This window comes from Streptomyces sp. NPDC007189 (genome assembly GCF_040703635.1).
Lineage (GTDB): Bacteria > Actinomycetota > Actinomycetes > Streptomycetales > Streptomycetaceae > Streptomyces.
Genome location: NZ_JBEYEY010000009.1, coordinates 169,456 through 195,819, shown reverse-complemented (window position 1 = coordinate 195,819; position 26,364 = coordinate 169,456). Strand labels below are relative to the sequence as shown.

The following is a 26,364-nucleotide window of genomic DNA, read 5'->3' as shown; positions in this document are numbered from 1 at the left end:
GATGCTATCCGGCTCCGCTGTGACGCCGGTGAAGCGCTCAGCTCTCGCGCTTCTCCTTGATCTTCGCGGCCTTGCCGCGCAGGTCACGGAGGTAGTACAGCTTGGCGCGGCGCACGTCACCGCGGGTGACCAGCTCGATCTTCTCGACGATCGGGGTGTGCACCGGGAAGGTGCGCTCGACGCCGACGGAGAACGAGACCTTGCGGACCGTGAAGGTCTCGCGGACACCGGAGCCCTGGCGACGGATCACCACGCCCTTGAACTGCTGCACACGGGAGCGGTTGCCCTCGATGACGCGGACGTGGACGTTGACGGTGTCGCCCGGGCGGAAGGCCGGGATGTCGCTGCGCAGCGACGCGGCGTCGACGGAGTCGAGCAGGTGAGACATTTCGTCTGCTTTCTTCGCTGATGCCACAGGTCATCAACGGAAACTAGGTGTTTGCACGAAGCCGTGTGCGGGTCGGGGCGGGCGTCGTCTCCCCCTGTGGCAGGGGCGCACGCCGGACGGGCGCACAACAGCGGCCTATTCTTCCACGCCCGCGGCCCGCCGCCAAAATCGCCCGTACGGCTCGCCCGCAGGGTCCGGCTCCCAGCCCAGGATGGAGAGCATCTCGCGGTCCTTCTTGTCGAAGGCCTTGGGGTCGCAGCGCTCGATCAGGTCCGGCCGGTGGGCGGTCGTACGCCTGAGGGCCTCGTCGCGGCGCCAGCGGGCGATCCTGCCGTGGTGACCGCTGAGCAGCACCTCGGGGATGTCGCGGCCGCGCCACACGGGCGGCTTGGTGTAGACGGGGCCTTCGAGGAGGCTCGCCATCGCGCCGGGCGCGAAGGAGTCGTCGCGGTGGGAGTCGGCGTTGCCGAGGACGCCGGGCAGCAGCCGCGCCACGGCCTCCGTGATGACCAGGACGGCCGCCTCTCCGCCGGCGAGGACGTAGTCGCCGATGGAGACCTCGTGGACGGGCACGCGCGTGGCGTACTCGTCCATGACGCGCCGGTCGATGCCCTCGTAGCGGGCCGGTGTGAAGATCAGCCAGGGGCGCTCGGAGAGCTCCACGGCGAGTTCCTGGGTGAAGGGCCGGCCGCTGGGCGTGGGCACGATCAGCGCGGGCGCCCGGTCACCGTTCTCGTACCCGTCGGCGAGGATCGTGTCCAGGGCGTCGCCCCAGGGCTCGGTCTTCATGACCATGCCGGGGCCGCCGCCGTAGGGCGTGTCGTCGACCGTGTGGTGCCGGTCGTACGTCCAGTCCCGCAGGTCGTGCACCCGGACGTCGAGCTGTCCACGCGCGCGTGCCTTGCCCACGAGGGAGACGTTCAGGGGTTCCAGGTACTCGGGGAAGATCGTGACGACGTCGAGCCTCATTCGCTGTCTTCCCTCACGGACGCGATCTCGGCGCGGTCGTCGATCAGGCCTGGCGGCGGGGCGATGACCGCCTTCTGCTCCGCCAGGTCGATGTCGGTGACGATCTCCTCGACGAAGGGGATCATGACCTCGGTCCCGTCCGGCCGCTCCACGATGAACAGGTCCTGGGAGGGCAGGTGCGAGATCTCGGTGATCCGGCCGACCTCCTCGCCGTCCTCGGTGACCACGTCGAGGTCGATGAGCTGGTGGTCGTAGTACTCGTCCTCGCCCTCGGGCAGCTCCTCGGGATCGACCTCGGCGATCAGGAGGGTGTTGCGCAGGGCCTCGGCCGCGCTGCGGTCGGTGACGCCCTCGAAGCGCAGCAGGAGGCGGCCGCTGTGGACGCGTCCCGTCTCGATGGTCAGCGGTCCCGCGGAGGCGGGGTCCGTGGCGAGTACGGCGCCGGGCGCCAGCCGGAGTTCCGGCTCGTCGGTGCGTACCTCGACGGTGACCTCGCCCTTGATGCCATGGGCACGGCCGATCCGTGCGACTACCAGCTGCACGTGTCCAATTCTCCTGTCATCTCCTGCCGGCGTCCTGCTCATACGACTGCGGGCCGGGGACGGCCAGTGGCCCTCCCCGGCCCGAGCCGGTTGCGTTGAAGCGTCAGCGGACGTGGTCCACGTCGACGAGGTCGACGCGGACGCCGCGACCGCCGATGGCGCCCACGACGGTGCGCAGAGCGCGCGCGGTGCGGCCGTTGCGGCCGATCACCTTGCCGAGGTCGTCCGGGTGGACCCGGACCTCGAGCACGCGCCCGCGACGCAGGTTGCGCGAGGCGACCTGCACATCGTCAGGGTTGTCGACGATGCCCTTCACGAGGTGCTCAAGCGCCTCTTCGAGCATGCTGCTCAGGCCTCGGTCGACTCGGACTCGGCAGCCGCCTCGTCCTTCTTCTCAGCCTTCTTCTTCTGGGTGATCGCCTCACCCTTGCCCTCGTCGTCACCACCGAGCGCCTCGAACGACGGACGGGCCGGCTTCGGCTCGGCGGTGAGCAGCGGCGCGGGGGCCGGCTCGCCCTTGAACTTCTGCCAGTCGCCGGTCTTCTTCAGAATGGCGAGCACGGGCTCCGTCGGCTGAGCGCCGACACCGAGCCAGTACGCCACACGCTCGGCGTCCACCTCGATGACCGACGGGTTGTAGGTCGGGTGGTACTTGCCGATCTCCTCGATCGCCCGGCCGTCACGGCGGGTGCGGGAGTCGGCGACGACGATGCGGTAGTGAGGCGAACGGATCTTGCCCAGACGCTTCAGCTTGATCTTGACTGCCACGGGAGTGGATTCTCCTGGATTTGACGTGGTTGGGCACGGCGAGAGAGCCGCGTGGGGTTGCGGTACCCGAGTGCCCGATGGACGCGTCAGCCGGAGGAGAGAGGGGTCCTGTGCGGCTGTCGAGTACAGCTAGCCATTGTGCCACACCCTGAGGGGCGCTTTTGGCCGGGCCGGGACGGTGAGCTTTGGGCATGGGTCGGAGGCACCCGGCGTGGAGGTGAGGTCACGTCGGGTGCGCCGTCCGATGCCATGCAGTCGCCGGCTGCGGTCCGGCACCCACGAGATGCCGGTGCTCCGCGCGGCCGCCTCACGCCGCTCCCGCGACCTCCGGGATCCGGAACGGCTTGCCGCAGCCGCCGCAGACGATCGGGGCCTGGGCCAGGACCGAGGGGACCACCCGGACGTTGCGGCCGCAGTCGCACACCGCCTTGACCCGGACGCCGCCCCCGGAGGAGCCGTGCCGCGCGGCCGGCCCCCGGAAGGTGCGGCTGGTGTCCGAGGAGGTGGCCGCCGTGTGGGCCTTCAGCGCGCGCTGGAGCCGCTCGATCGTCGGGCGGTAGCGGCGCTTGGCCTCGGGGTTGAGCGTGACCAGGGAGAAACCGCTGCTCGGGTGCGGCTCCTCCGGGTGGTCGAGGCCCAGCTCCTCGGCGATGGCCAGGAAACGGCGGTTGTGGTAGCGGCCGGCGCGGGAGGTGTCGCGGACGCCGCGGGCGGCGGCGATGCCGTGGACTGCCTCGTGCAGCAGGCGCTCGAAGGAGAGCTCGTGGCCGCAGGCGGACGACGACTCTCCGATCAGGGATTCCGGGGCGGCGAGGTCAGGCAGCTCGGGGTGGTACCGCTGAATGTCGGCCCACGCCTGTGCCAGCTCCGCGGCGAGAACAGGTGGTGTCTGTGTCGTGCTCACGTAATGACAACGAGCGGGAGCTCGGATGTGTTCCTATTCCGGGGCCATCTCAAATAATTTGCACGTACCCGTCAGTTGCCGCTGATGCGTCCGGACGAGGGCGGGTGCGCTGATCTGCGGAGAAGCCTCACAGCTCCTACCAAGCTGGTGCGTAGGCCGCCGTACGTCCCGGCCAGTAGTGCCCGGTGCGAGAGGGGCCGGCGGGTGCGCAAGAGGTGTTTCGGCCGCTCTCGTCGCGAGGCCTCACCTCGGTCAGCGTCCGTGACGCGCGTGACGTTACCGCGCGCCGTCCGACCTCGCGGTACCGGCCCGTCCGCCGGAGCGGACACCGTACGGCCACGCAGGTTGCGGGGATGTGAAATCTCGCCACACCGGCGTCCGCACCCCAAGCCGGGCCCCACGACCCCTGGACGGGGCAGCGAGCCGGGAGTTACCTGGCATACGTGGGAAGTGCGCGCGCACGGCACGGGGGCCACGCAACCGGACACAGCGGTGAACTGTCGGCGGATTGGGGCGCTTACCTATGACACCTACGCTCGTGCGACAGCACGTGGCTCACGCGGCACCCCGCGTGGACCTGTGCGCACGCGCGCGTGACTGGTCCGAGATCCAGGAGCGGATGCTGGTGCCGCTCTACGAAGCCGTCCACGAACGACTCGAAGTGGGCCCCGGCACCCGGCTGCTGGGCCTGCGCTGCGGCGCCGGGCTCGCCCTGCTGCTGGCGGCCGGCAGAGGGGCCGAGGTCACCGGTGTCGACGCCGCCTCCCCCGAGCGGCTCGCCCTGGCCCGCGAGCGGCTGCTGCCGGGCGCCTCGCGCGGCGCGAACGGGGGCGCCGGCGCCGGATCCAGAAAGGACGGGCCGCGCGGCGAGAGCAGAACCGTGGCCACCGGGCCCGGGGACGACGGCGGGCGCGGGCAGGGGCCGCGCGGGGAGAGCGGGGTCGGCGCGGGCGGCCGTACACGCGCGCGTGGCGCTCGGCTCGTCGGCGGCTCGTCCCGTGACGCGGCCGGTTTGGAGGACTCCCCCTACACCCTGGTGACCGTCTTCGAGCCGATCGGCTGCCTCGCGGGCGACTCCGAGGGGCTCGGTGAGCTGCTGGCGGACGCACTGCCGCTGGCCGCGCGCGGGGCCGCCGTGGTGCTGGCCGGCTGGGGGCCGCCGGAGCGCTGCGCCACCTCCTCGGTGCTGCGGGTGGCGACGAAACTGGCCGATCCTTTGCGCAGCGCGCGCAGCTGGCGTCCCGCCCGGCGGGACGACCTGGAGGAGGTCGCCCAGCGGGCGGGGCTGAAACCGGACGGCTCGGGGCGGGTGGCCTGTCCGTTCGGGTACGCCGACACCGACAGCGCGGTACGGGGGCTGCTGTCGACCGGTCTGTTCGACGCGGCGATCGCGGCGACGGACGCCAAGCAGGTCGACAAGGAGCTGACGGAGGCCCTGCATCCTTACCGGCGCACCGACGGGACCGTGTGGATGCCGAACGTCTTCCGTTACCTCGTCGCGCGCGTGCCCTAGACCTGGGTCTGTCAGCGTCTCGTTCGCCGGCAGCGCCTCGGCGAGGGCGTCCGAGCGGGGTTGGCCATATGCCGTCGGTACGGCCATGGCCAACCCCCGGCACGCGCGGAGGTGGACTCGGGCGGATCAGCCCATGAACTTCTTGAACTCGTCCGGCAGCTCGAAGTCCTGACCGCCCTGCTGCGGCAGCCCGAAGGCGTTACCGCCCTGCGCGGCGGCCTCGCGGCGCTGGGCCTCCTCCAGCTCCTGCTGCTTGCGCTTCATCGGGTTGCCGGAGCGCTGCTTGCCCTTGGCCTTCTTCGGCTGCTTCTTCGCCCGGCCGGGGCCGCCGCCCATGCCCGGGATCCCCGGCATGCCCGGCATACCGCCGCCCTGGGCCATGCGGGACATCATCTTGCGGGCCTCGAAGAACCGCTCGACCAGGTTCTTCACCGCGCTGACCTCGACACCGGAGCCCTTGGCGATACGGGCGCGGCGGGAGCCGTTGATGATCGTCGGGTCCTGGCGCTCGGCCGGGGTCATCGACTTGATGATCGCGGCGGTGCGGTCGACGTCGCGCTCGTCGATGTTGTTGATCTGGTCCTTGATCTGGCCCATGCCCGGGAGCATGCCGAGCAGCTTGGAGATGCTGCCCATCTTCCGGACCTGCTCCATCTGGGCCAGGAAGTCGTCCAGGGTGAAGTCCTGGCCCTTCTTGGACGCCAGCTTCGAGGCCATCTTGGCGGCCTCTTCCTGGCTGAAGGTCTTCTCCGCCTGCTCGATCAGGGTGAGCAGGTCACCCATGTCGAGGATGCGGGAGGCCATCCGGTCCGGGTGGAAGGCGTCGAAGTCGTCGAGCTTCTCGCCGTTCGACGCGAACATGATCGGCTTGCCGGTGATCTGCCGGATCGAAAGGGCGGCGCCACCGCGGGCGTCGCCGTCGAGCTTGGAGAGCACCACGCCGTCGAAGCCGACGCCGTCGCGGAAGGCCTCGGCGGTGTTGACCGCGTCCTGACCGATCATCGCGTCGACGACGAACAGGATCTCGTCGGGGCTGACGGCGTCGCGGATGTCCGCGGCCTGCTGCATCATCTCGGCGTCGATGCCGAGGCGGCCGGCGGTGTCCACGATCACGATGTCGTGGACCTTGGACTTCGCGAAGTCGATGGAGTCCTTGGCGACCTTGACCGGGTCGCCGACGCCGTTGCCCGGCTCCGGCGCGTACACGGCCACGCCCGCCCGCTCGGCGACGACGCTGAGCTGGTTGACGGCGTTCGGGCGCTGGAGGTCGGCGGCGACCAGGAGGGGCGAGTGGCCCTGCTCCTTCAGCCACCGGCCGAGCTTGCCCGCGAGGGTGGTCTTACCGGCACCCTGCAGACCCGCCAGCATGATCACGGTGGGCGGCTGCTTGGCGAAGCGCAGGCGCCGGGTCTCGCCGCCGAGGATCGTGACGAGCTCGTCGTTGACGATCTTCAGGACCTGCTGGGCCGGGTTCAGCGCCTTGGAGACCTCGGCGCCGAGGGCACGCTCCTTGACGTTCTTGATGAACGAGCGGACGACGGGCAGGGCCACGTCCGCCTCGAGGAGCGCGATGCGGATCTCGCGTGCCGTGGCGTCGATGTCCGCCTCGCTGAGGCGCCCCTTGCCGCGGAGATTTTTGAAAGTCGCGCTGAGGCGGTCGGAGAGGGTATCGAACACGGTGGCGTCGGTCCTCGAGGTCGGGGTCGTTTGGGCTGCCCTCCAGGGTATCCGCCCGCGCAACCAATCCGTCCGCGCCCGCCCGCACCGGTGAGCACGGAGGGCGGGATACGGGCGGTCGGCGGACGCTGGGAGCGTGTGGGGGCGAGCGCTGGGGGTGTGGGGGTGTGGGGGTGTGGGGGCGAGGCGCCGGGGCGCGATGCCCGGGCGCGTGCACGCGGGTAACGCTGGAACGTGTGGGGGCGGGCGCTGGGGGTGAGGGGCGAGACGCCGGGGGCGCAATGCCCGGGGGGCGTGCACGCGGGTGGCGCTGGGAGCGTGTGGGGGCGGACGCTCGGGGTGAGGGGGCGAGACGCCGGGGGCGCAATGCCCGGGGGGCGTGCACGCGGGTGGCGCTGCGAGCGTGTGGGGGGCGGACCCTGGGGATGTGGGGCGAGGCGCCGGGGCGCGATGCCAGAGGCGTGCACGCGGGCGGCGCTGGGAGCGCTGGGGGTGAGGGGACGCGGCGCGGGGGCGCAATGCCCGGGCGCGTGCACGCTGGTGCCATAGGGCATGTGGCGGCCCGATGCCGGGAGGCGCGTGGGGCGCGATGCCTGCTGCCTGCACCCGCCGATGGTTGCTCGGGCTGCGATCGCCGCCGCCCGTGCGCGCGCAGGGCTGCGACGCCCGCGGCCGCGCCGACTCGCTCCTGCGGACGCGCGAAAACTCCGCGCCCCCGAACCACATCCGCCCACCCCGCGAGGCGCGGGAGCGCAGCGCGCCCGGAGTTCACCCCCGCAGCGTCTCCTCCAGTGCGTGGGCCAGGGAGCCCGCGTCTTCGCGGGGCAGGGGCTCGCCCGTGTCGGTTGTGACGTAGAAGGCGTCCACCGCGTTGGAGCCCAGGGTCGACACGTGCATGCTGCGTACCCGCACGCCCGCCTTCTCCAGGGCCATGCCGATGCGGTGCAGCAGGCCGGGGGCGTCCTGGGCGCGGACCTCGATCACCGTGGCGTGGTGGGAGGCGGCCGGGGCCACCGTCACCCGGGGCGGGGGGGCGATCCAGCCGCGGCGCCTCGGATAGGCCGCGTCCCGTTCGGCGAGCCGCCCGGCGATGTCCAGGGTGCCGTCCAGGGCGCGGACGAGGTCGGCGCGCAGCCGGGTGGCCTGCGGCAGGGAGCCGTACTCGGCGGCCACCCGCCAGTTGAGCAGCAGCACCGAGCCGTCGTCGACGTCGTCGGGCAGGCGCACGGCGCGGAGTTCCGCCGTACGGACGGTGAGCCGGTGCACCGCGAGGACGCCGGCGACGGCGGGGAGCACGGCGGGCTGGTCGGGTACGGCGATGAGCAGTTCCACGCCGAGGGGTTCGCCGGAGGCTTCGGCCTCGGTGGCCGGTTCCGTCTGGGCGCGCAGCGCGAGGACCGGGCCGCCGGTGCGGAACGCCTCGACCGCGAGCCGCTCCTGTTCGGCGGTGGGCGCGGCGGGTTCCGGCTCGCCGGGGGCGTCGCCCGCGAGCACGGCCCGCACGCGCCGGACGAGATCGGCGACGAGGGAGCCGCGCCAGGAGGACCACGCCGCGGGCCCGGTGGCGAGGGCGTCGGCCTCGGTGAGGGCGTGCAGCAGCTCCAGGGTGCTCTGGGTGCCGACGGCCTCGGCGACCGAGCGGACGGTGGCCGGGTCGTCCAGGTCGCGGCGGGTGGCCGTCTCGATCAGGAGCAGGTGGTGGCGGACCAGGAGCGACAGCACGGTCACGTCCGCGCGGTCGAAGCCGATCCGTGCGGCCACGTCCTTGGCGATGATCTCGCCGGCCACGGAGTGGTCGCCGGGCCAGCCCTTGCCGATGTCGTGCAGCAGGGCGGCGACGAGCAGCAGGTCGGGTCGGCTGACGCGGCGGGTGAGTTCGGAGGCGCGGACGGCCGTCTCGATCAGGTGCCGGTCGACCGTCCAGATGTGGACGGCGTTGCGCTGCGGGCGGCAGCGGACCCGCTCCCAGTCCGGCAGCAGGCGGCTGATCAGGCCCTCGGCCTCCAGCGCCTCCCAGACCTCGACGGTCGGGCGGCCGGAACCGAGCAGGGTGACCAGCTGCTCGCGGGCCTCGGCGGGCCAGGGCGTGGGCAGGGGGCGCGCGGTGGCGGCCATGCGCCGTACGGCGTGCAGGGAGAGCGGGAGGCCGGCCTGCGCGGCGGCGGCCGCGGCGCGCAGCGGAAGCACGGGGTCGCGTTCGGGGCGCGCGGCGCGGGCGAGTACCACCTCGCCGTCCTGCTCCACGACGCCCTCGGCCAGGGGCGAGCGCTCGGCGACCGGCTTGCCGCCGCCCAGCATGGCGCGCAGACGCGGGCGTACGGCGCGCGACCGCAGCACGCGCCCCACTTCCCGCCAGGTGACGTCACTGGCGTACGAGACGATGCCTGCGGCCTCGTAGACCTGCCGGAGCAGCGTGTCGGCGTCCAGGAGGCCCAGTTCGGCGGCCACCTGGTCCTGTTCCTGGAGCGCGAGCCGGTCGGTGGCTCGGCCCGTCACCAGGTGCAGCGCGTCCCGGACGTCGAGCAGCCGCCGGCGCGCGTCGGCGAGGCCCTCGCGCGGGGCGTCGGCCAGCCAGGAGGCGGCGACGGCGCGCAGGGCGGTGGCGTCCCTCAGGCCGCCGCGCGCCTCCTTGAGGTCGGGTTCCAGCAGGTACCGCAGTTCGCCCTGGCGCGCGGCGCGCTCGGCGCACAGTTCCTGCAGTTCGGGCAGGCGTTTGGGGGCCTGGTTGCGCCAGTCGGCGAGGACGGCCGTGCGCAGGCCGGCGGTGAGCCCGAGGTCGCCGGCGAGATGGCGGGCGTCCAGGAGACCGAGGTGGACCTTCAGATCGTCCCCGGCGGTCTTGCGGGCCTCGGCCGGGGTGCGCACGGAGTGGTCGAGGGCGATGCCGAGGTCCCACACGGGGTACCAGAGGCGGTCGGCGAGGGCGGCGACCGCGCCGGGGTCGGAGCCGTCGTGCAGCAGCAGCAGGTCGAGGTCGCTGCGCGGGGACAGCTCGCCGCGGCCGTAGCCGCCGACGGCGACCAGGGAGACTCCCGCGCGTCCCGCGGCCGCAGCCGTGAACAGTCCGGCGAGCCAGTCGTCGGTCAGCTCGGCGAGGGCGGAACGGCGCGGCGGCCCGGACCGCGCCCCCTCGGTGAGGAGGCGCAGCCGGGCCGCCGCGTAGCCGCTGGGTCCCGAGTCCTCTGCCATGCGCTCGTCCGTTCCCGTCACCCAGCGACTCCCGTTCTCGAAGTGGTGCTCAGAGCGCGTCGGGGCCGCGCTCGCCGGTGCGGACCCGTACGGCCGTGCCGACCGGCAGGGACCAGACCTTGCCGTCACCGATCTTGCCCGTGCGGGCCGCCTTGACGATGACCTCGATCAGCTGCTCGGCGTCGTCGTCCTCGGCCAGCACCTCGATGCGGATCTTGGGGACCAGGTCGACGGTGTACTCGGCACCGCGGTAGACCTCGGTGTGGCCCCGCTGACGACCGTAACCGCTGGCCTCGGTGACCGTCAGGCCGTGCACGCCGAATGCCTGCAGGGCCTCCTTGATCTCGTCCAGCCGGTGCGGCTTGACGACGGCGGTGATGAGCTTCATGCGTCAACCTTCTTGGTCTGCGTGGCGGCCAGGGACGGGACGTGGGCGGTGGAGCCGAGGACGCCGCCGCCGGTGCCGCTGAAGTCGTAGGCGGTCTCGGCGTGCTCGGCCTGGTCGATGCCGGAGATCTCCTCGTCCTCGGTGACCCGCATGCCGATCGTCTTGTCGAGCAGGAAGGCGAGGACCGCGGAGGCGACCAGGGAGTAGGCGAGGACCGCGCCGACACCGGCGCACTGCTTCCACAGCTGGGTGAAGGAGTGGTCGCCGTAGAAGACGCCGGTCGCGGTGGACTGGCCCTTGCCGGTGGCGAAGAAGCCGATCAGCAGGGAGCCGAGGATGCCGCCGACCATGTGGACGCCGACGACGTCGAGGGAGTCGTCGTAGCCGAACCTGAACTTCAGGCCCACGGCCGCGGCGCAGGCGACACCGGCGATGGCGCCGACCGCGATCGCGCCGAGCGGGGAGACCGCGCCGCCGGACGGGGTGATCGCGACCAGACCGGCGACCGCGCCGGAGGCGGCGCCCAGCGTGGTGAACGCGCCGTGCCGGATCTTCTCGTAGGCGAGCCAGGCCAGCATGGCGGCGGCGGTCGCGACCTGCGTGTTGACGAACATCAGCGCGCCGACGCCGTCGTCGTTGCCGAGCCAGGAGCCCGCGTTGAAGCCGAACCAGCCGAACCACAGGAGCCCTGCGCCGAGCATGACCAGCGGGAGGCTGTGCGGGCGCATCGGGTCCTTCTTGAAGCCGACGCGCTTGCCGATGACGAGGATGACACCGAGGGCGCCGGCACCCGCGTTGATGTGGACCGCCGTACCACCCGCGAAGTCGATCACACCGAGCTTGTAGGCCCAGCCGTCGGCGCCCCAGACCCAGTGGGCGACCGGGACGTAGACGATCGTGAGCCACAGGGCGATGAACAGCGCCCAGGCCGAGAACTTCACGCGGTCCGCGAGGGCGCCGCTGATCAGGGCCGGCGTGATGATCGCGAACATCATCTGGAAGACCATGAACACGAAGATCGGGATCGTGTAACCGGGCCACAGCTCCGTCAGACCGATCTTGCGCAGGCCGAACCAGTCGGAGTCCCAGCCGATGAGGCTGTTGTTCGTGCCGAAGGCGAGGGAGAAGCCGTAGAGCACCCAGAGGATGGTGACGATGCCCATGCTGATGAAGCTCATCATCAGCATGTTCAGGGTGCTCTTGACGCGGACCATGCCTCCGTAGAAGAAGGCGAGACCCGGCGTCATGATCAGGACCAGGGCGGAAGCAATGAGCATGAAGCCTGTGTTCGCGGCAGACAGCTTGGGTGCCTCCGCGGCAAGCGTGATGGCCGGTGCCATCGGCGTCTCCTCGTCGGTTGGTACGGCCCCGTGCGGGCGGTGCCTGAGCGGTCCGGCGGGTCGTGGGGTGGGCCGGTTATGCGCCATGAGAGTGGCGCAGCGCGGTTTCGGTCGAAGCCCCTCGTTGTTTCACCGGGGTGACGAAGACGCCGGGCGTGTTACGCCTCCATGAACTGCCGGATCCCGGCCGTGCCGACCGTTATCGTGACGCAACCTGTTCCGGAGATCTCGCCGGACACACAGGCCGGCCGCGGCGGCCTCTCCGATGACCTGGCGTGGGGGAGCCGAGTCGGGCAGTTCGGGGAGGACCGGCCGCGGCCGGGGCGGGGGTGCCGGGTGATCAGACCGCTTCGGCGGCCTCCGGCAGATCGGCGGCGAGCCGATCGGTGAGGTCGACCACGGCCGCGAGATCGCCGTAGTCGCGGACGGCCGCGTCGACCGTCTTTCGGATACGAGTGTTCACACGCTCGGAGCGGACCTTCTTGGCGATGTCCATGGCCTGCTCGGCGTAGGCCGTGCTCTGCTCGGGCTCGCGCCTCAGCAGGTGCACGGTGGCCATGCCGATCAGGTTCAGCGCGTACGACCGCTGGTGCTCGCCGTCCTCGGCGAACAGCTCCACCGCCTTCTGCATGAGCGGCTCGGCGAGGGAGGCATAGGTCGGGCTGCGTCCGGCGACGTAGGCGAGGTCGCGGAAGGAGTGGGAGTTCTCGCCGTACAGCTCGGCCTCGGAGAAGAAGCGGATCCAGTCGGGGTCCGGCTCGTCCCACTCGTCGGCCTCGGCGAAGGTGTCCTCCGCCATGCGGACCGCGCGCTTGGTCTTGCCGGGCTGGCCCATGTTGGCGTAGGCGCGGGCCTCCATCGCATACAGCATGGACAGGGTGCGCGGGCTGGCGCAGTCCCGGCTGCCGTACTGGGCGAGGTGGATCAGCTCGAGCGCGTCGTCGGGCCGGCCGAGATGGATCATCTGGCGGCTCATGCTGGAGAGGATGTACGAGCCCAGCGGCCGGTCGCCGGCCTCCTTGGCCGCGTGCAGGGCGAGGACGAAGTACTTCTGCGCGGTGGGCTGGAGTCCGACGTCGTAGCTCATCCAGCCCGCCAGTTCGGCGAGTTCGGCCGCGACCTTGAAGAGTTTGCGGCTGGTGGCCTCCGGCTGTGGCTCCTGGAGCAGGTCGGTGACCTCGTGCAGCTGGCCGACGACCGCCTTGCGGCGCAGGCCGCCGCCGCACTGGGCGTCCCACTGGCGGAACATCCGCGTGGTGTGCTCCAGCAGCTCCAGCTCGGGCTTGGACAGCCGGCCGGGCCTGCGCGCGTCGAGGAGCGGCTCGGGCTCGGCGGGGACCGGGGAGCCGGGGCTCGGCACGAGCCAGCGCTGCATCGGCTCGATCAGGGACGGGCCGGCGGACAGCGCCAGCGAGGCGCCGAGGAAGCCGCGCCGGGCCAGCATCAGGTCGCTGCGCGAGAACTCGCCGAGCAGGGCGACCGTCTGCGGGGCGGTCCAGGGCAGGTCGACTCCGGAGGCGGAGGGCGTCGGGCGGGCGGCGCGCAGGCCGAGGTCCTCGATGGAGACCACGCAGCCGAAGCGCTCGGAGAACAGCTCCGAGAGGATGCGCGGGATCGGCTCGCGCGGGTTCTCCCCGTCCAGCCAGCGGCGCACGCGCGAGGTGTCGGTGGAGATGTGGTTGGCGCCCAACTGGCGTGCCCGGCGGTTCACTTGGCGAGCCAGCTCGCCCTTGGACCAGCCGCTGCGCACGAACCACGACCCGAGCAGCTCGTTGGGGCGCTTGTCAGCGTTCGTCCCGCTACCGCCGTTGCCGCCCACTGGAACGCCCCCATCCCTGAGACCACTTGTCGTCGAGTGCGCCAAGCCCTATCAGAATGCCGGTAAATACGGCCTGCTGTCCGCCGGTTCTCACCCTTCGAACGAGCTGACGACTCGCCTCCGGCATACCCACTGATGCATATGCCGACCCGACTCGCACACTCAGAGTAATCCTACGATCACCCGTCCAGCCACGGGGATCCCAGAATCGCCACCATTCGCCACCCCTTCGAATGAACTCACGATGGCCGGTCCGCGATTCACTTGACATAGGACGGCCGGAAGTGGGCGGAGTGGTGCGCACGGGGGGCGTGAAGACCCCGACGCGCCACCCGTTGTGCCTCAAGGCGCTGCCTTGCGTTCGCGTCGGCAAGGGAAGGCGGAGCCGTAGCGTTACGTTCCGCTTCCGTCTCGTTCCGTGGCGTAACCACCGGCGCGCTGGACCCGTTGGAGGGGGCATGGGCTTCACGATCGGCGGCATTCGCGAGATTCGTTCCGGCACGCGTCGGCGCGGCCGTTCGTCGGAGTGCACCGCCGTCGCCGAGTTCACCGGGCTGTGGGGCTGGGACGTGGTGCCGGGGGCGCGGGCCGCGGCGGGCGCGTGCTCGTGCGGACGCGCGGACTGCGCGGCGCCCGGCGCACACCCACTGGACTTCGCTCCCCCGGTGCCGGCCGGGGCCACGCTCGACGAGGTGAGCAAGGCCTGGGCGGAGTTCCCGGGCGCCGCGGTGATGCTGCCGGTGGGCCGGGCGTTCGACGTCATCGAGGTCTCCGAGGCCGCCGGCCGCCGCGCCCTGGTCCGCCTGGAGCGGATGGGACTGCCCCTCGGCCCGGTGACCGCGACCCCGGACGGCCGCGCCCACTTCTTCGTCGCCCCCGGCGCCGCCGCGGAGCTGCCCCGGCTGCTCTACCGCATGGGCTGGGACGATCCCTCGGCCCTGGACCTGCGCGGCCTCGGCCCCGGTACGCACATCACCGCGCCGCCCTCCGACCGGGGCGGCCTCGGCCCGGTGCGCTGGCTGCGCCCTCCCGCGCTGGACTCGGCGACCCGCCCACCGGCGGCCCGGCTGCTGCTGGGCACCCTGGCGTATGTGGCGCACCGGTCGCGGGCGCGGGCGTAACAGCCGTACGCCGCCGGACAAGGCGAAGCGCCCGTACCCAACTGCACCTTGGGGCGGGCGCTTCTCGTAGCAGGCCGTGGAAGCAGGCCGTCGATACTCCGGCTGCTCAGTCGCCGATGAGGGCGTCCACGAAGGCCTCCGGCTCGAAGGGCGCCAGGTCGTCCGCGCCCTCGCCGAGCCCGACCAGCTTGACCGGCACGCCCAGCTCGCGCTGGACCGCGACGACGATGCCGCCCTTGGCGGTGCCGTCCAGCTTGGTCAGCACGATGCCGGTGATGTCCACGACCTCCGCGAAGACGCGGGCCTGCACCAGGCCGTTCTGGCCGGTGGTGGCGTCCAGGACGAGCAGCACCTCGTCGAGCGGCGCGTGCTTCTCCACGACGCGCTTGACCTTGCCCAGCTCGTCCATGAGGCCGGTCTTGGTGTGCAGCCGGCCGGCGGTGTCGATGAGGACGACGTCGACCCCCATCTCCTTGCCTTCCTTCACCGCGTCGAAGGCGACGGAGGCGGGGTCGCCGCCCTCGGGGCCGCGCACGGTGTAGGCGCCGACCCGCTCGCCCCAGGTCTGCAGCTGGTCGGCGGCGGCGGCGCGGAAGGTGTCGGCGGCGCCGAGCACGACCGTACGGCCGTCGGCGACGAGCACGCGCGCGAGCTTGCCGGTGGTGGTGGTCTTGCCGGTGCCGTTGACGCCGACGACCATCACGATGCCGGGCTTGCGGTCGGCGGGCTCGGTCTTGACCGTACGGTCGACGTCGGCGCCGACCAGCTTGAGCAGCTCCTCGCGCAGCAGGCCGCGCAGTTCCTCGGGGGTGCGGGTGCCGAGCACCTTGACGCGCTCGCGCAGGCCCTCGACCAGCTCCTGGGTGGGCTGCACGCCGACGTCGGCGGTGAGCAGCGTGTCCTCGATCTCCTCCCAGGTCTCGTCGTCCAGGTGCTCGCGCGAGAGCAGCGTGAGCAGGCCCTTGCCGAGGGCGGTCTGGGAGCGGGACAGGCGGGTGCGCAGCCGGACGAGCCGGCCGGCGGTGGGCTCCGGGATCTCGATCTCGGGAGCCTCGACAGCGGGAGGCTCCTCCACGACGACCGGTGCGGGGCCGCCGGGGAGGTCCACCTCCTCGATGGTCCGGCGCGGTTCTTCGCGCGGTGTCTCGGCCTCGTCGCCGACGTGCGGCTCGGCCGGGGGCGCGGTGATGTCGGGCGCCTTCGGGGGCGGCGGAGGCAGCGGCTTCTTGCGCCGGGTGCCGATCACCAGCCCGCCGAGCGCCGCGATCACGACCACGGCGATGACTACAGCAAGGATGACGGTTTCCATAACTCGTCCAGTATCAGCCATGGGGTAGGGCGGGAGCCGGTTTGTGGCTTCCTCCCAGAGACAAACGCCACTTAATGCGAGGACTCGGAGCAAAGTACGATGGTGGCGGCTCCGTCCACGCGCGTAGAGTCCCGACCGTCCCCGTCCCCCCACGTCTGGCCCCTTTTTGATGAGCAAAACCGTCGAGACCGAAGGTGCTCTCGAGACCCGAGGCATCGAGCAGGTCCCGGATCACGAGCGCACCGCGAAGACCCGTGAGCTGTTTCCCACCTGGGTGGGCGCCAACATCAGCGTGCTGCTGCTGACGATGGGCGCGAGCCTGGTCGTGGCGTACCACCTGGACATCTGGCAGGCGCTCGTCGTCGCGGTGGCCGCGCCGGTCGTGTCGTACGGCCTGGTCGGTCTGATCGGCATCGCGGGCAAGCGCGGCGGCGCGCCCGGCATGGCGCTGTCGCGCGCGGTCTTCGGCCAGCGCGGCAATCTGCTGCCCGGTTCGCTGATCTGGGTCGCGCGCTGGGGCTGGGAGACGATCAACGCGGTCACCGGCGCCTACGCGATGCTCACCATCCTGGACATCCTGTTCGGCCTGAAGGCGAACAGCGTGCTGGACATGGTGACGCTGCTGGCCTTCGTGGTCGCGACCTTCGCGATCTCCGGTCTCGGCATCAACGCCGTGCAGAAGTGCAACAAGTACGCGACCTATCTCTTCGGCGTCTTCTCGGTGCTGGTCCTGGTCTACCTGGTGGCGAACACCGACTGGTCGAAGGTGGTGCACCACGGCGGCGGCTCGACGGCGGCGGTGATCACCGGTGTCGGCATGATCGCGGCCGGCGGTGTCAGCTGGATCCCGTCCGCCCCCGACTTCACCCGCTACCTGCCCCGCACGGCGTCCTCGAAGGCGATCGTCGGCACGGCGGTGGGCGGCGCCGGTGTCGTCGTGCTCCCCATGGTGCTCATGGGCGCGGTGATGGCGGTGTCCACGCCGGACCTGGCCAAGGCCACCGACCCGGTGTCCTTCCTCGGCGAGATCCTTCCGACGTGGATCGCGGTGCCGTACCTGTTCATCGCGCTGATCGGCATGCTGCTGATCAACTCGATGTCGATGTACTCGGCGGGCTTCACCGCGCAGACCCTCGGCTTCAAGGTGCCGCGGCACTGGGCGGTCTCGGTCAACGCCGTGATCTCGCTGGCCTTCGGCGGTGTGCTGATGCTGGTGGCGACGAGCTTCATGGGCTCGTTCATCGCCTTCCTGTCGCTGCTGGCGGTCGCGTTCTCCGCGTGGGTCGGCGTGTTCGGCGCGGACATGCTGCGCCGCACCGAGTACGACGGCGCGGCGCTGGCCGACACCACGCGCACCAGCGCCTACTGGTACAAGGGCGGCTTCTCCCCCGCGGCCGTGGCCGCCTGGGCGATCGGCCTGGTCTCGGGCCTGATGTTCACCACCTCCGACTGGTTCACCGGCCCGCTCGCGAAGAACAACCTCGTCGGCGAGTACGGCCTCGGCTGGGTGGCCACGATCGCGATCTCGGGCGCGCTGTATCTGGCCCTGCCGAAGCCGGCGGTGAAGCGGCCGGAGGCCGCGGAGCCGGCGCCGGCCGAGGAGCGCGCCGCCGTCAACGCCTGACGGATCCCGGCCGACCGTCCCGCGGGCACGGATTCTCCCGCCCGCGTTCGTCCCCCTCCACCGCGTCGCACCGGAGGGGGACTTTATCGTGCCCGTGACCTGCTGAAGGCCTGCGCATCGCCGAGGCGTGCAGCGGGTGCTCACCCCTTAGGAGTGGGCGGCGCCGGACGCTGGGCGCCGGCGGGCTCGTACCGCATCCGCTACCCCTGAGGAGTGCGCGGCGCCGGGCGTCCGCAGGCTCGTACCGCATCCGCTACCCCTTGAGAGTGCGCGGCGCCGGGCGCCGGCGGGCTCGTACCGCTTCCGCCGGTGGGCGGGGTGCCGATGGAGGGGGGCGGCGCAGCCTCGGGGTCCTCGTGCAGCGGGGGCGGGGGCTGACGACGGGGTGCGCTGAGGGGCCGTACGACACCGCCGCCCCCGGTCCGGGCAGTGGCCGGAGCGGGGGGCGGCGGAGGGTGCGAGGAGAGGGGCAGCGGGGACTTGGCCCTTCTCCTCGGGTTCGCGGGGGCCGGTCAGCCCATCTCCTCCAGGGACTTGCCCTTCGTCTCCTTGACGAACCTCAGGACGAAGGGGATGGAGAGCGCGGCGAAGACCGTGTAGATCACGTAGGTGCCGGAGAGGTTCCAGTCGGCCAGGGACGGGAAGCTCGCGGTGATGGCCCAGTTGGCGATCCACTGCGCGGCGGCGGCCACGCCCAGGGCGGCGGCGCGGATCTTGTTCGGGAACATCTCGCCGAGCATGACCCAGACCACCACGCCCCAGGAGAGGGCGAAGAAGAGGACGAACACGTGGGCGGCGATCAGCGCGACCCAGCCCTCGGTGGCGGGGAGCTTGCCGTCGACCAGGTGGGACGAGAACGCCCAGGCCTCCAGCGCCAGGCCGACGGCCATGCCGATCGAGCCGATGAGCGCGAGCGGCTTGCGGCCGACGCGGTCCACGAAGATCATCGCGATCACGGTGCCGATGATGTTGATGATCGACGTCGTGAAGGAGTAGAAGAACGAGTCCGTCGGGTCGACGCCCACCGACTGCCACAGGGTGGAGGAGTAGTAGAACGCGACGTTGATGCCGACGAACTGCTGGAAGACGGAGAGGCCGATGCCGATCCAGACGATCGGCTTGAAGAAGAAGCCGCCGCCGAGCAGGTCCTTGAACGTGGACTTGTGCTCGCTCTTCATCGCCAGTTCGATCTCGGCGACGCGGGCCTTCAGGTCGGTGCTCTCGCCCTCGACCTCGGCGAGGATCTCACGGGCGCGCTCGTGCTTGCCGACCGAGATCAGGAAGCGCGGGGACTCGGGGATCGCGAAGGAGAGCAGGCCGTACAGGACGGCCGGGACGACCATCACGCCGAGCATGACCTGCCACGCCTCCAGGCCCATCAGGTGGCCGCGCTGGTTGCCGCCGGCGGCGTTGAGCAGGCCCCAGTTGACCAGCTGGGAGATGGCGATGCCGACGACGATCGCGGCCTGCTGGAAGGAGCCGAGCCGGCCGCGGTAGGCGGGCGGGGCGACCTCGGCGATGTAGGCGGGGCCGATGACGGAGGCCATGCCGATGGCGAAGCCGCCGACGACGCGCCAGAGGGCGAGGTCCCACAGCGCGAAGGGCAGCGCCGAGCCGACGGCGCTGATCGTGAACAGGACGGCGGCGATCTGCATGCAGCGGATACGGCCGATCCGGTCGGCTATGCGGCCGGCGGTCGCGGCGCCGATGGCACAGCCGATCAGGGCGATCGCGATGACCTGGGCGAGGGCCGCGGAGCCGATGTCGTAGCGGTCGCGGATGGCCTCGACCGCGCCGTTGATCACGGAGCTGTCGTAACCGAAGAGGAAACCGCCCATGGCGGCGGCGGCCGCGATGAAGATGACGTGCCCGAGATGCTCGGGTTGAGCCGTCCTGACTCCTGACTGAGGTGCCTGCGTAGTGCTGGTCACGTGAATCTCCTCGGGCGCGGCAACGCTGCCGCGTGGGGGCGAGCCCTTACAGGCGAAACCTGTTACAGGCGAGACCTGAAGGTAAAAGCAACGTTGCAGAGACTATGCCTTCAAGTTTCGAAGTCAATAGGTCAGTGGCTGTGAGTTTTTAGATAGGAGTGGGCAACGGATCAGAGGATCTGTGTTCACTTCTTGAACCTAGAGTGAAGTTGATCTTGGGGTGGGCGCTAACGAAGGCGCTGCGAGATGACCTTTGACACCCCGTCACCCTGCATGGAGACGCCGTAGAGCGCGTCGGCGACCTCCATCGTGCGCTTCTGGTGCGTGATCACGATCAGCTGGGAGGCCTCCTGCAGCTCCTGCATGATCCGGATCAGCCGCTGGAGGTTGGTGTCGTCCAGGGCCGCCTCGACCTCGTCCATGACGTAGAACGGGCTCGGCCGGGCCTTGAAGATCGACACCAGCAGCGCGACGGCGGTCAGCGAGCGCTCGCCGCCGGAGAGGAGGCTGAGCCTCTTGACCTTCTTGCCCGGCGGACGCGCCTCGACGTCCACACCGGTGGTGAGCATGTTGTCGGGGTCGGTGAGCACGAGCCGGCCCTCGCCGCCCGGGAAGAGGCGGCTGAAGACACCCTCGAACTCGCGGGCGGTGTCCCGGTAGGCCTCGGTGAAGACCTGCTCGACCCGCTCGTCGACCTCCTTCACCACCTGCAGCAGGTCGGCCCGGGTCTTCTTCAGGTCCTCCAGCTGCTCGCTGAGGAACTTGTGCCGCTCCTCCAGCGCCGCGAACTCCTCCAGCGCCAGCGGGTTGACCTTGCCGAGCTGCTGGTAGGCCCGCTCGGCGGCCTTCAGCCGCCGCTCCTGTTCGGCGCGGTGGAAGGGCTTCGGCTGGTTGCGGGGATGCTCGGGGTCGTCCGGCAGGACCTCGCCCTCGGCGGGGGGCGAGGGCGGTACGAGCTGGTGCGGGCCGTACTCGGCCACCAGCCCCTCCGGCTCGACGCCCAGTTCCTCCAGCGCCTTGGACTCCAGCTGCTCTATGCGCAGCCGCTTCTCGGCGCCGAGCACCTCGCCGCGGTGGACCGAGTCGGTGAGTTTGTCCAGCTCGGCCTTGAGGTCGCGGCCCTGGGCGCGGGCGGCGGCCAGCTCCTGTTCCCGGCGCGCCTTCGCGGCCTCGGCGGCGGTGCGCTCCCGCTCGGCGCGGGCGAGGGATACCTCGATGTGCGCGAGCAGCTGCCGGGCGCCCGAGGCGACGGCCTCCGCGACGGCCGCCTCGTGCCGCAGCCGGGCACGGCGCTGCTCGGCACGCACGCGTGCCTCGCGTTCCGCGCGGGCGGCCCGGTCCAGCGCGTCGGCGCGCCCGGCGAGCCCCTTCACCCGCTCCTCGTGCGTACGGACCTGGAGCCGGGCCTCCATCTCGGTCTGCCGGGCGTTGGCGCCGTCGGCGGCGAGCCGGTCGCGCACGGAGGTGTCCGGCTCCTCCTCCACCGGCATCTCCTCGGCGACGGCCAGCCGTTCGGCCAGCTCCTCCGCCTCCTGTACGGCCTTCTCCAGCGCCTCCTGGGCACGTGCCGCGGCGGCGGCCGACCGCTCGGCCTCCCCGGCGGCACCGCGCGCCTGGCCGGCGAGCCGGCCGAGCTGCTGGGCCACGGCCGACTTCTCCCGGTCGGCGGCCCGGCGCCGCTCCGCGAGCTCTTCGACGAGGGCGGCGGTCTCGGCACGCCGTTCGGCCGCCGCGCGCTGCTCGTCGGCCAGTGCGTCGCAGCGCACCGCCAGCTCGGCCAGCTCGGCCGCGGCCTCGTCGACGGAGGCCTGCACCTCCAGCAGGCTGGGGGCGCCGGCGGAGCCGCCGTGGGCGAAGTGGGCGCCGAGGAGGTCGCCTTCGGCGGTGACGGCGGTGAGGTGCGGGTGGGCGGCGACGAGGTCTTCGGCGTCTTCCAGGGTGCCGACCACCACGGTTCCTTGCAGGAGGCGGCGGGCGGCGGGGAGGAGGTGGGCGGGGCCGTGGACGAGGTCGGCGGCGAAGCGCACTCCGGGGGGTGCGGCGGGGGTCTGTTCGGCGGCTGCGGGTGCGTTGTGGCTGGTCGCGCCGTTCCCCGCGCCCCTATGGGGCGCCGGGGCGCCGTTGCCCTGTGCGGGTCCGTCCTGGTTGAGCGCGCCGTTCCCCGCGCCCCTATGGGGTGCCGGGGCGCCGCTGTCCTCTGCGGGTTCGTCCTGGTTGAGCGCGCCGTTCCCCGTGCCCTTATGGGGTGCCAAGGCACCGCTGTCCTCTGCGGGTCCGTCCTGGTTGAGCGCGCCGTTCCCCGCGCCCCTATGGGGCGCCAAGGCACCGTTGACCTCTGCGGGTCCGTCCTGGTTGAGCGCGCCGTTCCCCGCGCCCCTTTCGGGCGCGGGCCCGCCGTTGTCGGCTGCCGGTGCGTCGTGGGTTGTCGCGGCCCTTTGGAGCGGCTCCGGTGGTCCTGCCAGCAGGAGGGCTGCGCGGCCCGCGTCCTGTTTGCGGAGCAGGCGGATGGCCTCGGCTGCCGCTGCGGGGCTCGAGACGGCGATGGCGTCCGCGGCCGCGCCGAACGCGGCTGCGAGGGGGACCTCGTAGCCCGGGGTGACCGTGAGGAGTTCCGCCGCGGGGCCCAGGATTCCGGTGAGGCGGTCGCGGGCGTCGAGCAGTATGCCGGTGCCGTCCTTGCGGCGCAGGCCGAGGGCCAGCGCCTCGTGGCGGGCCTGGGTCGCGGCGCGGGTGCGTTCGGCGGTGGTGAGGGCCTCGCGGGCGGCGCTGAGGGCGGCGTCCGCCTCGGCGAGCCGGCGCTTGGCCGCCTCGTGGCGTTCGGCCAGGTCCGCGTCGTCGGCGTCGAGGCCGTCGACCTCGGCCTTCAGGGTCTCGTACTCCTCCTGGGCGCGCGCGGCGCGCTCCTGGGCCTCGTCGCGGGCCGTGGCCAGGCGGTCGATCTCGGCCTGGGCCGAAGCCGCGCGGGAGCGGGCCGCGTTGACCTGCCCGGACAGGCGGGCCAGGCCCTCGCGGCGGTCGGCGATGGCGCGGGCGACGTCCTTCAGCCGGCGTTCCTCGGCCGCCAGCTCACGCTCCAGTTCGGCCCGGTGGGCGACGGTGTCGTCGAGGGCGCGCTGGGCCGCCTCCAGGGCCGCCTCCAGCTCGGCCTCCTGCTCGCGGATGCGGGCGGCCTCGCGCTCCAGGTCCTCGGGGTCACGGCCACGGCGTTCGTCCACCGGCGCGGAGGTGGCGCTCTTCACGCGCGCGTCGGCGAGCGAGATGGTGCCACGGACGCGCTCGGCCAGCTGGGACAGCTCGTACCAGGTCTGCTGGGCGCGCTGGAGTCGGGGCGAGAGCTGCCGTACCTCGTCCTCCAGGAGGGCCTCGCGGTGCAGGGCCTTCTTCAGCTCCTGCTCGGCGGCCTCCTTGCGCTCCTTCAGGGCGGCCTCGTCGGCGATCTCGGACTTGAGGGCCTCGCGCAGGCGTACGAGGTCGTCGGCGAGCAGGCGCAGGCGGGCGTCCCGGAGGTCCGCCTGGATGACGGCGGCCCGGCGGGCGACCGCGGCCTGGCGGCCGAGAGGCTTGAGCTGGCGGCGCAGTTCGTCGGTGAGGTCCTGCACGCGCGCGAGGTTGGCCTGCATCGCGTCCAGCTTGCGCAGCGCCTTCTCCTTGCGCTTGCGGTGCTTGAGGACGCCGGCGGCCTCCTCGATGAAGGCGCGGCGGCCCATGGGGTCGGCGTGCAGGACGGAGTCCAGCTGGCCCTGGCCGACGATGACGTGCATCTCCCGGCCGATGCCGGAGTCGGACAGCAGTTCCTGGATGTCCAGGAGGCGGCAGGTGTCGCCGTTGATCTGGTACTCGCTGCCGCCGTTGCGGAACATGATCCGCGTGATGGTGACCTCGGCGTACTCGATGGGCAGCGCGCCGTCGGAGTTGTCGATGGTCAGGGACACCTCGGCGCGGCCCAGCGGGGGGCGGCCGGTGGTGCCGGCGAAGATGACGTCCTCCATCTTGCCGCCGCGCAGCGACTTGGCGCCCTGCTCGCCCATGACCCAGCTGAGCGCGTCCACGACGTTGGACTTGCCCGAGCCGTTCGGGCCGACGACGCACGTGATCCCCGGTTCGAACCGGAGCGTGGTCGCCGAGGCGAACGACTTGAACCCGCGGAGGGTCAGGGCCTTGAGGTGCACGCCGCTGGACTCTACCGGGCGCCGCTATCTCACTCCATGAACCCTCGCAACCCCGCGGTTTCGCCGTTGAACAGGCAGGGCACACCGTACGTTAAAGACAGTGAAAGGATGCGTGGAAAAGAAAGAAGGGACGCCGAAGCGTCCCTTGCAACTCTGACGACCGGGTTGCGGCCGTCTGATCAACTGAGCGGTTGATACGGCAGCCCGATCACTGCGACTGCTGTTGTGGAGCTGATGCAGCGATCAGGTGAGCGCAGGCTCCGCCTGGTGTGCGTCGATGCTCTCCATGATCCTGTCCTGAGAGGCGGCAGCCGACAGCGCTTCGTTCTCCGCCTGGATCCGTACGAGCTCGGACTCCAGGTCCTGCACGCGCTGCTGCAGCCGTCGCATCTCGGCGAGGAGTCGAGGGTCGGAGCCGCCGACGTAACCGAGAAGCGCCTTTGCCATGATGGATGGTCCTCCACAATGAGTGACCGACCGATGCGGTGTGGGTCGTGAGGGATTGCACCCGCGGTGCTTGGCACATCCAGGTGTGGATCTGGTGTTGCTCCATGCCAAACAGCTAAGGTGCGCGGGGCTTTCAGCGTCTCACCAAAAAGTTTGACGGTCAACACGATCACGCCCTGTATTGGCGGGCAAACCGGGCGCGCGGCCGGGAAAATCGGCGGCGCCGCATGTCATCCGGTGCCCTCGGGGCGTGGCGATCAGCTGATACCGCGGAGCCTGCCACGCCGGGCCGTTCTTGGCAACCACCAGGTCGTTTCTGCTTCCCGCATGTGCCCCCGGCAAGTCCCCGTGCGCCGGCCTGTGCGCCTTTACAGAACCGGCTCAGCGGATGGCGAAGCCGTCGTAGCCGCCGCGGGGTGTGTCCCAGATCTCGGTGACTCCGTCCACGCGCCCGGGCGTGTCGTCGCCCTGGAGCCAGCCCAGGAGCCCCTCGCAGTTCTCGCGCGAGCCCTCCGCGACCACCTGGACCCGGCCGTCGGCCAGATTGAGAGCAAAACCACTCAGGCCGCCGATCTCCAGCGCCTTGGCGCGCGTGAACCAGCGGAAACCCACACCTTGCACGCGTCCCCGCACCCAGGCGACCAGCCGTACGTCTTCGCTCATGGGGGCAACCTAACCGGCCGATGTTGCTCGGCACACATCACTCCCGGGCGGCATGCGGTACCGTCCCGACCCGATGAATCTCATATGAAACTCACTCGATCGAGTGAGTCGGGTCGGCCAAGCGGTGCCACTCGCCGCGCAGGCGCCGGTCGCCCGCGAGGACGCGAAAGAGGGCTAGGACATGGGACGCCACCGACGCACCGACGCCGGCCGCGCCACCACGGGCCGCGCCACGGGGGTTCCCCTGGCGGAGCACTCCCCCGGCGCGAGCGCGGACCCGTGGGACGTGTACGCGGGTGAGACCGTCCGCCGCGCACCGGAGCCCTGGGACGACCCCGCGCCGTACGCGGACGCGCGGGCGCGCAGGGGCTACTCCGCGGATTCCTACGCGGCCCCCTACGCGAGCGAGCCGGAGCCCTGGGACCCGTACCCGAGCGTGCCGGCGCCCCGGAGCCCGTACCTGGGCGAGCCGGAGCCCTGGGACCTCGGGCCGTACGCGGGCGACCGCGCGCCCCGGAACATCTCGTCGCACGCGGACCGCCAGGCCCCCCGGGGCATCGCGCCGTATCTGAACCCGGAGGCCTACACCCCGGCGAGCGGTCTGCGGACGCTGGACGATGCCGACGCGACCGCGAGGGCGCACGCCTACCTGTTCGCGGACGGGGACGGCGGTACGGGCGGTTCCGGAGGCGATGACGTCGCCCCGGTGAGCGGCCACTCCCCCGGCCACCGGCGCCGCAAGAAGAGCGCGCGGCCGGTACGCACGGGCCTGCTCGGGGTGTCGGCGGCCGTCGCCCTCGGTACGGCCGCGGTGGCGACGGGCGTGGTGCCGGGCCTGCAGAACTACAAGCTCGGCGGCGGCGCGCACACCACCGGCGGGGACCGGGTGCAGGCGGCGAACGCGCCCGGCAACACGGCCGCCGAGCAGGGCGGCAGCTCGGGCAGCGCCGACAGTCCCGGGGGCGCGACCGGCGCCGGCCCGGCCACCACGGCCCCCGAGTCGCCGATCCGGTCCGCCTCCCCGTCGGCGTCGGCTTCCCCGTCGGCGTCCGCGTCGGCCTCCCCCACGCCCGCCCCCTCGAAGACGGCGAGCAGGAAACCGGCTACGGCGACGCCGGCCGGCAAGCCCCGGACCACCCCGTCGCATACGGCGAGCAAGGCGCCCACGGCCGGTGTGCCGGGGACGGCGTCGGCGGCGAGCGCCGCCGAGGCGCAGGTGCTGAAGCTCGTCAACGAGGAGCGGGCGAAGGTCGGCTGCAGCCCGCTGACGGCGAGCTCCTCGCTGAGCCGGCTGGCCGGGTCGTTCAGCGACGACATGGCGGCGCGGGGCTTCTTCGACCACACCGACCCCGACGGCAAGTCGCCGTGGGACCGGGCCGCCGCGGCGGGCATAGCCAACCTCGGCGGCGAGAACATAGCCCGCGGCCAGTCCGACGCGGCGGCCGTGATGCAGGCCTGGATGAACAGCCCCGGCCACCGCGCCAACATACTGAACTGCGACTTCAAGACCCTGGGCGTCGGCGTCCACTTCGGCCCGGACGGCCCCTGGTGGACACAGGACTTCGGCTACTAGATGCACTAACCGCTGGTTAGCGCAACCTGG

General features: G+C 71.8%; 20 protein-coding genes. 4 read left to right on the top strand and 16 right to left on the bottom strand.

Annotated elements, in window-relative coordinates:
* Nucleotides 1-37: 37 nt before the first annotated feature.
* From rplS to AB0950_RS20375, 6 genes are all read right to left on the bottom strand, one after another.
* Nucleotides 38-388 (bottom strand): 50S ribosomal protein L19, encoded by a 351-nt coding sequence (gene rplS / locus AB0950_RS20400; RefSeq protein ID WP_055704359.1) that lies wholly within the window; start codon nucleotides 386-388, stop codon nucleotides 38-40.
* Between the two features lie 135 nt (nucleotides 389-523).
* On the bottom strand, nucleotides 524-1,357 hold the full coding sequence (gene trmD, locus AB0950_RS20395) for a tRNA (guanosine(37)-N1)-methyltransferase TrmD (protein WP_360152559.1): 834 nt from the start codon (nucleotides 1,355-1,357) through the stop codon (nucleotides 524-526).
* Entirely contained in the window at nucleotides 1,354-1,899 is a 546-nt protein-coding gene (gene rimM / locus AB0950_RS20390) for a ribosome maturation factor RimM (RefSeq protein ID WP_360152556.1), read from the bottom strand. The genes trmD and rimM overlap by 4 nt, the downstream gene beginning before the upstream one ends.
* Before the next feature lie 103 nt (nucleotides 1,900-2,002).
* Nucleotides 2,003-2,242 carry an RNA-binding protein gene (locus AB0950_RS20385; RefSeq protein ID WP_003973401.1) on the bottom strand — a complete coding sequence of 80 codons (240 nt, stop codon included), beginning with the start codon at nucleotides 2,240-2,242 and terminating at the stop codon, nucleotides 2,003-2,005.
* A 5-nt stretch (nucleotides 2,243-2,247) separates the two neighbouring features.
* Nucleotides 2,248-2,667, bottom strand: coding sequence for a 30S ribosomal protein S16 (gene rpsP, locus AB0950_RS20380; protein WP_208898581.1), 420 nt, complete (start codon nucleotides 2,665-2,667; stop codon nucleotides 2,248-2,250).
* 307 nt (nucleotides 2,668-2,974) lie between these two features.
* A complete protein-coding gene (locus AB0950_RS20375; protein WP_061925775.1) occupies nucleotides 2,975-3,571 on the bottom strand; it encodes a hypothetical protein in 597 nt (198 codons plus the stop codon).
* A 523-nt stretch (nucleotides 3,572-4,094) separates the two neighbouring features.
* Between AB0950_RS20375 and AB0950_RS20370 the strand changes: the two genes are divergently transcribed.
* Nucleotides 4,095-5,084, top strand: coding sequence for an SAM-dependent methyltransferase (locus AB0950_RS20370; protein ID WP_366779123.1), 990 nt, complete (start codon nucleotides 4,095-4,097; stop codon nucleotides 5,082-5,084).
* A 126-nt stretch (nucleotides 5,085-5,210) separates the two neighbouring features.
* On the opposite strand, the gene ffh is transcribed toward AB0950_RS20370, so the two are convergent.
* From ffh to AB0950_RS20345, 5 genes are all read right to left on the bottom strand, one after another.
* Complete coding sequence (ffh, locus tag AB0950_RS20365; protein WP_360152548.1) at nucleotides 5,211-6,761, bottom strand: signal recognition particle protein; 1,551 nt, start codon at nucleotides 6,759-6,761, stop codon at nucleotides 5,211-5,213.
* Nucleotides 6,762-7,529: 768 nt separating this feature from the next.
* On the bottom strand, nucleotides 7,530-9,971 hold the full coding sequence (locus tag AB0950_RS20360) for a [protein-PII] uridylyltransferase (RefSeq protein ID WP_366779122.1): 2,442 nt from the start codon (nucleotides 9,969-9,971) through the stop codon (nucleotides 7,530-7,532).
* A 28-nt stretch (nucleotides 9,972-9,999) separates the two neighbouring features.
* Nucleotides 10,000-10,338 carry a P-II family nitrogen regulator gene (locus tag AB0950_RS20355; protein ID WP_190180844.1) on the bottom strand — a complete coding sequence of 113 codons (339 nt, stop codon included), beginning with the start codon at nucleotides 10,336-10,338 and terminating at the stop codon, nucleotides 10,000-10,002.
* Complete coding sequence (locus AB0950_RS20350) at nucleotides 10,335-11,678, bottom strand: ammonium transporter (RefSeq protein WP_360152541.1); 1,344 nt, start codon at nucleotides 11,676-11,678, stop codon at nucleotides 10,335-10,337. The genes AB0950_RS20355 and AB0950_RS20350 overlap by 4 nt, the downstream gene beginning before the upstream one ends.
* Nucleotides 11,679-12,018: 340 nt before the next feature.
* The gene (locus AB0950_RS20345; protein ID WP_360152538.1) at nucleotides 12,019-13,497 is read right to left on the bottom strand and encodes a hypothetical protein; all 1,479 of its coding nucleotides are present in this window, start codon (nucleotides 13,495-13,497) and stop codon (nucleotides 12,019-12,021) included.
* A gap of 458 nt (nucleotides 13,498-13,955) precedes the next feature.
* Between AB0950_RS20345 and AB0950_RS20340 the strand changes: the two genes are divergently transcribed.
* Nucleotides 13,956-14,618, top strand: a complete 663-nt coding sequence (locus AB0950_RS20340) for a bifunctional DNA primase/polymerase (RefSeq protein WP_360152535.1) — start codon at nucleotides 13,956-13,958, stop codon at nucleotides 14,616-14,618.
* Nucleotides 14,619-14,724: 106 nt separating this feature from the next.
* Here AB0950_RS20340 and ftsY read toward each other — a convergent pair whose 3' ends face one another.
* Nucleotides 14,725-15,927: a signal recognition particle-docking protein FtsY gene (ftsY, locus tag AB0950_RS20335; protein WP_366779121.1), complete on the bottom strand. Its 1,203-nt coding sequence runs from the start codon at nucleotides 15,925-15,927 to the stop codon at nucleotides 14,725-14,727.
* A 169-nt stretch (nucleotides 15,928-16,096) separates the two neighbouring features.
* Here ftsY and AB0950_RS20330 point away from each other — a divergent pair, with 169 nt between their 5' ends.
* On the top strand, nucleotides 16,097-17,551 hold the full coding sequence (locus tag AB0950_RS20330) for a cytosine permease (protein ID WP_366779120.1): 1,455 nt from the start codon (nucleotides 16,097-16,099) through the stop codon (nucleotides 17,549-17,551).
* 512 nt (nucleotides 17,552-18,063) lie between these two features.
* On the opposite strand, the gene AB0950_RS20325 is transcribed toward AB0950_RS20330, so the two are convergent.
* The 4 genes from AB0950_RS20325 to AB0950_RS20310 form a co-directional block, all read right to left on the bottom strand.
* Nucleotides 18,064-19,482 (bottom strand): sugar porter family MFS transporter, encoded by a 1,419-nt coding sequence (locus AB0950_RS20325; RefSeq protein WP_360152526.1) that lies wholly within the window; start codon nucleotides 19,480-19,482, stop codon nucleotides 18,064-18,066.
* Between the two features lie 227 nt (nucleotides 19,483-19,709).
* The gene (locus AB0950_RS20320) at nucleotides 19,710-23,651 is read right to left on the bottom strand and encodes an AAA family ATPase (RefSeq protein WP_366779119.1); all 3,942 of its coding nucleotides are present in this window, start codon (nucleotides 23,649-23,651) and stop codon (nucleotides 19,710-19,712) included.
* Between the two features lie 243 nt (nucleotides 23,652-23,894).
* Complete coding sequence (locus AB0950_RS20315) at nucleotides 23,895-24,098, bottom strand: hypothetical protein (protein ID WP_031167290.1); 204 nt, start codon at nucleotides 24,096-24,098, stop codon at nucleotides 23,895-23,897.
* Between the two features lie 381 nt (nucleotides 24,099-24,479).
* On the bottom strand, nucleotides 24,480-24,761 hold the full coding sequence (locus AB0950_RS20310) for an acylphosphatase (protein WP_360152520.1): 282 nt from the start codon (nucleotides 24,759-24,761) through the stop codon (nucleotides 24,480-24,482).
* Nucleotides 24,762-24,942: 181 nt separating this feature from the next.
* Here AB0950_RS20310 and AB0950_RS20305 point away from each other — a divergent pair, with 181 nt between their 5' ends.
* Entirely contained in the window at nucleotides 24,943-26,334 is a 1,392-nt protein-coding gene (locus tag AB0950_RS20305; RefSeq protein ID WP_366779118.1) for a CAP domain-containing protein, read from the top strand.
* The last annotated feature ends 30 nt before the right edge of the window (nucleotides 26,335-26,364 follow it).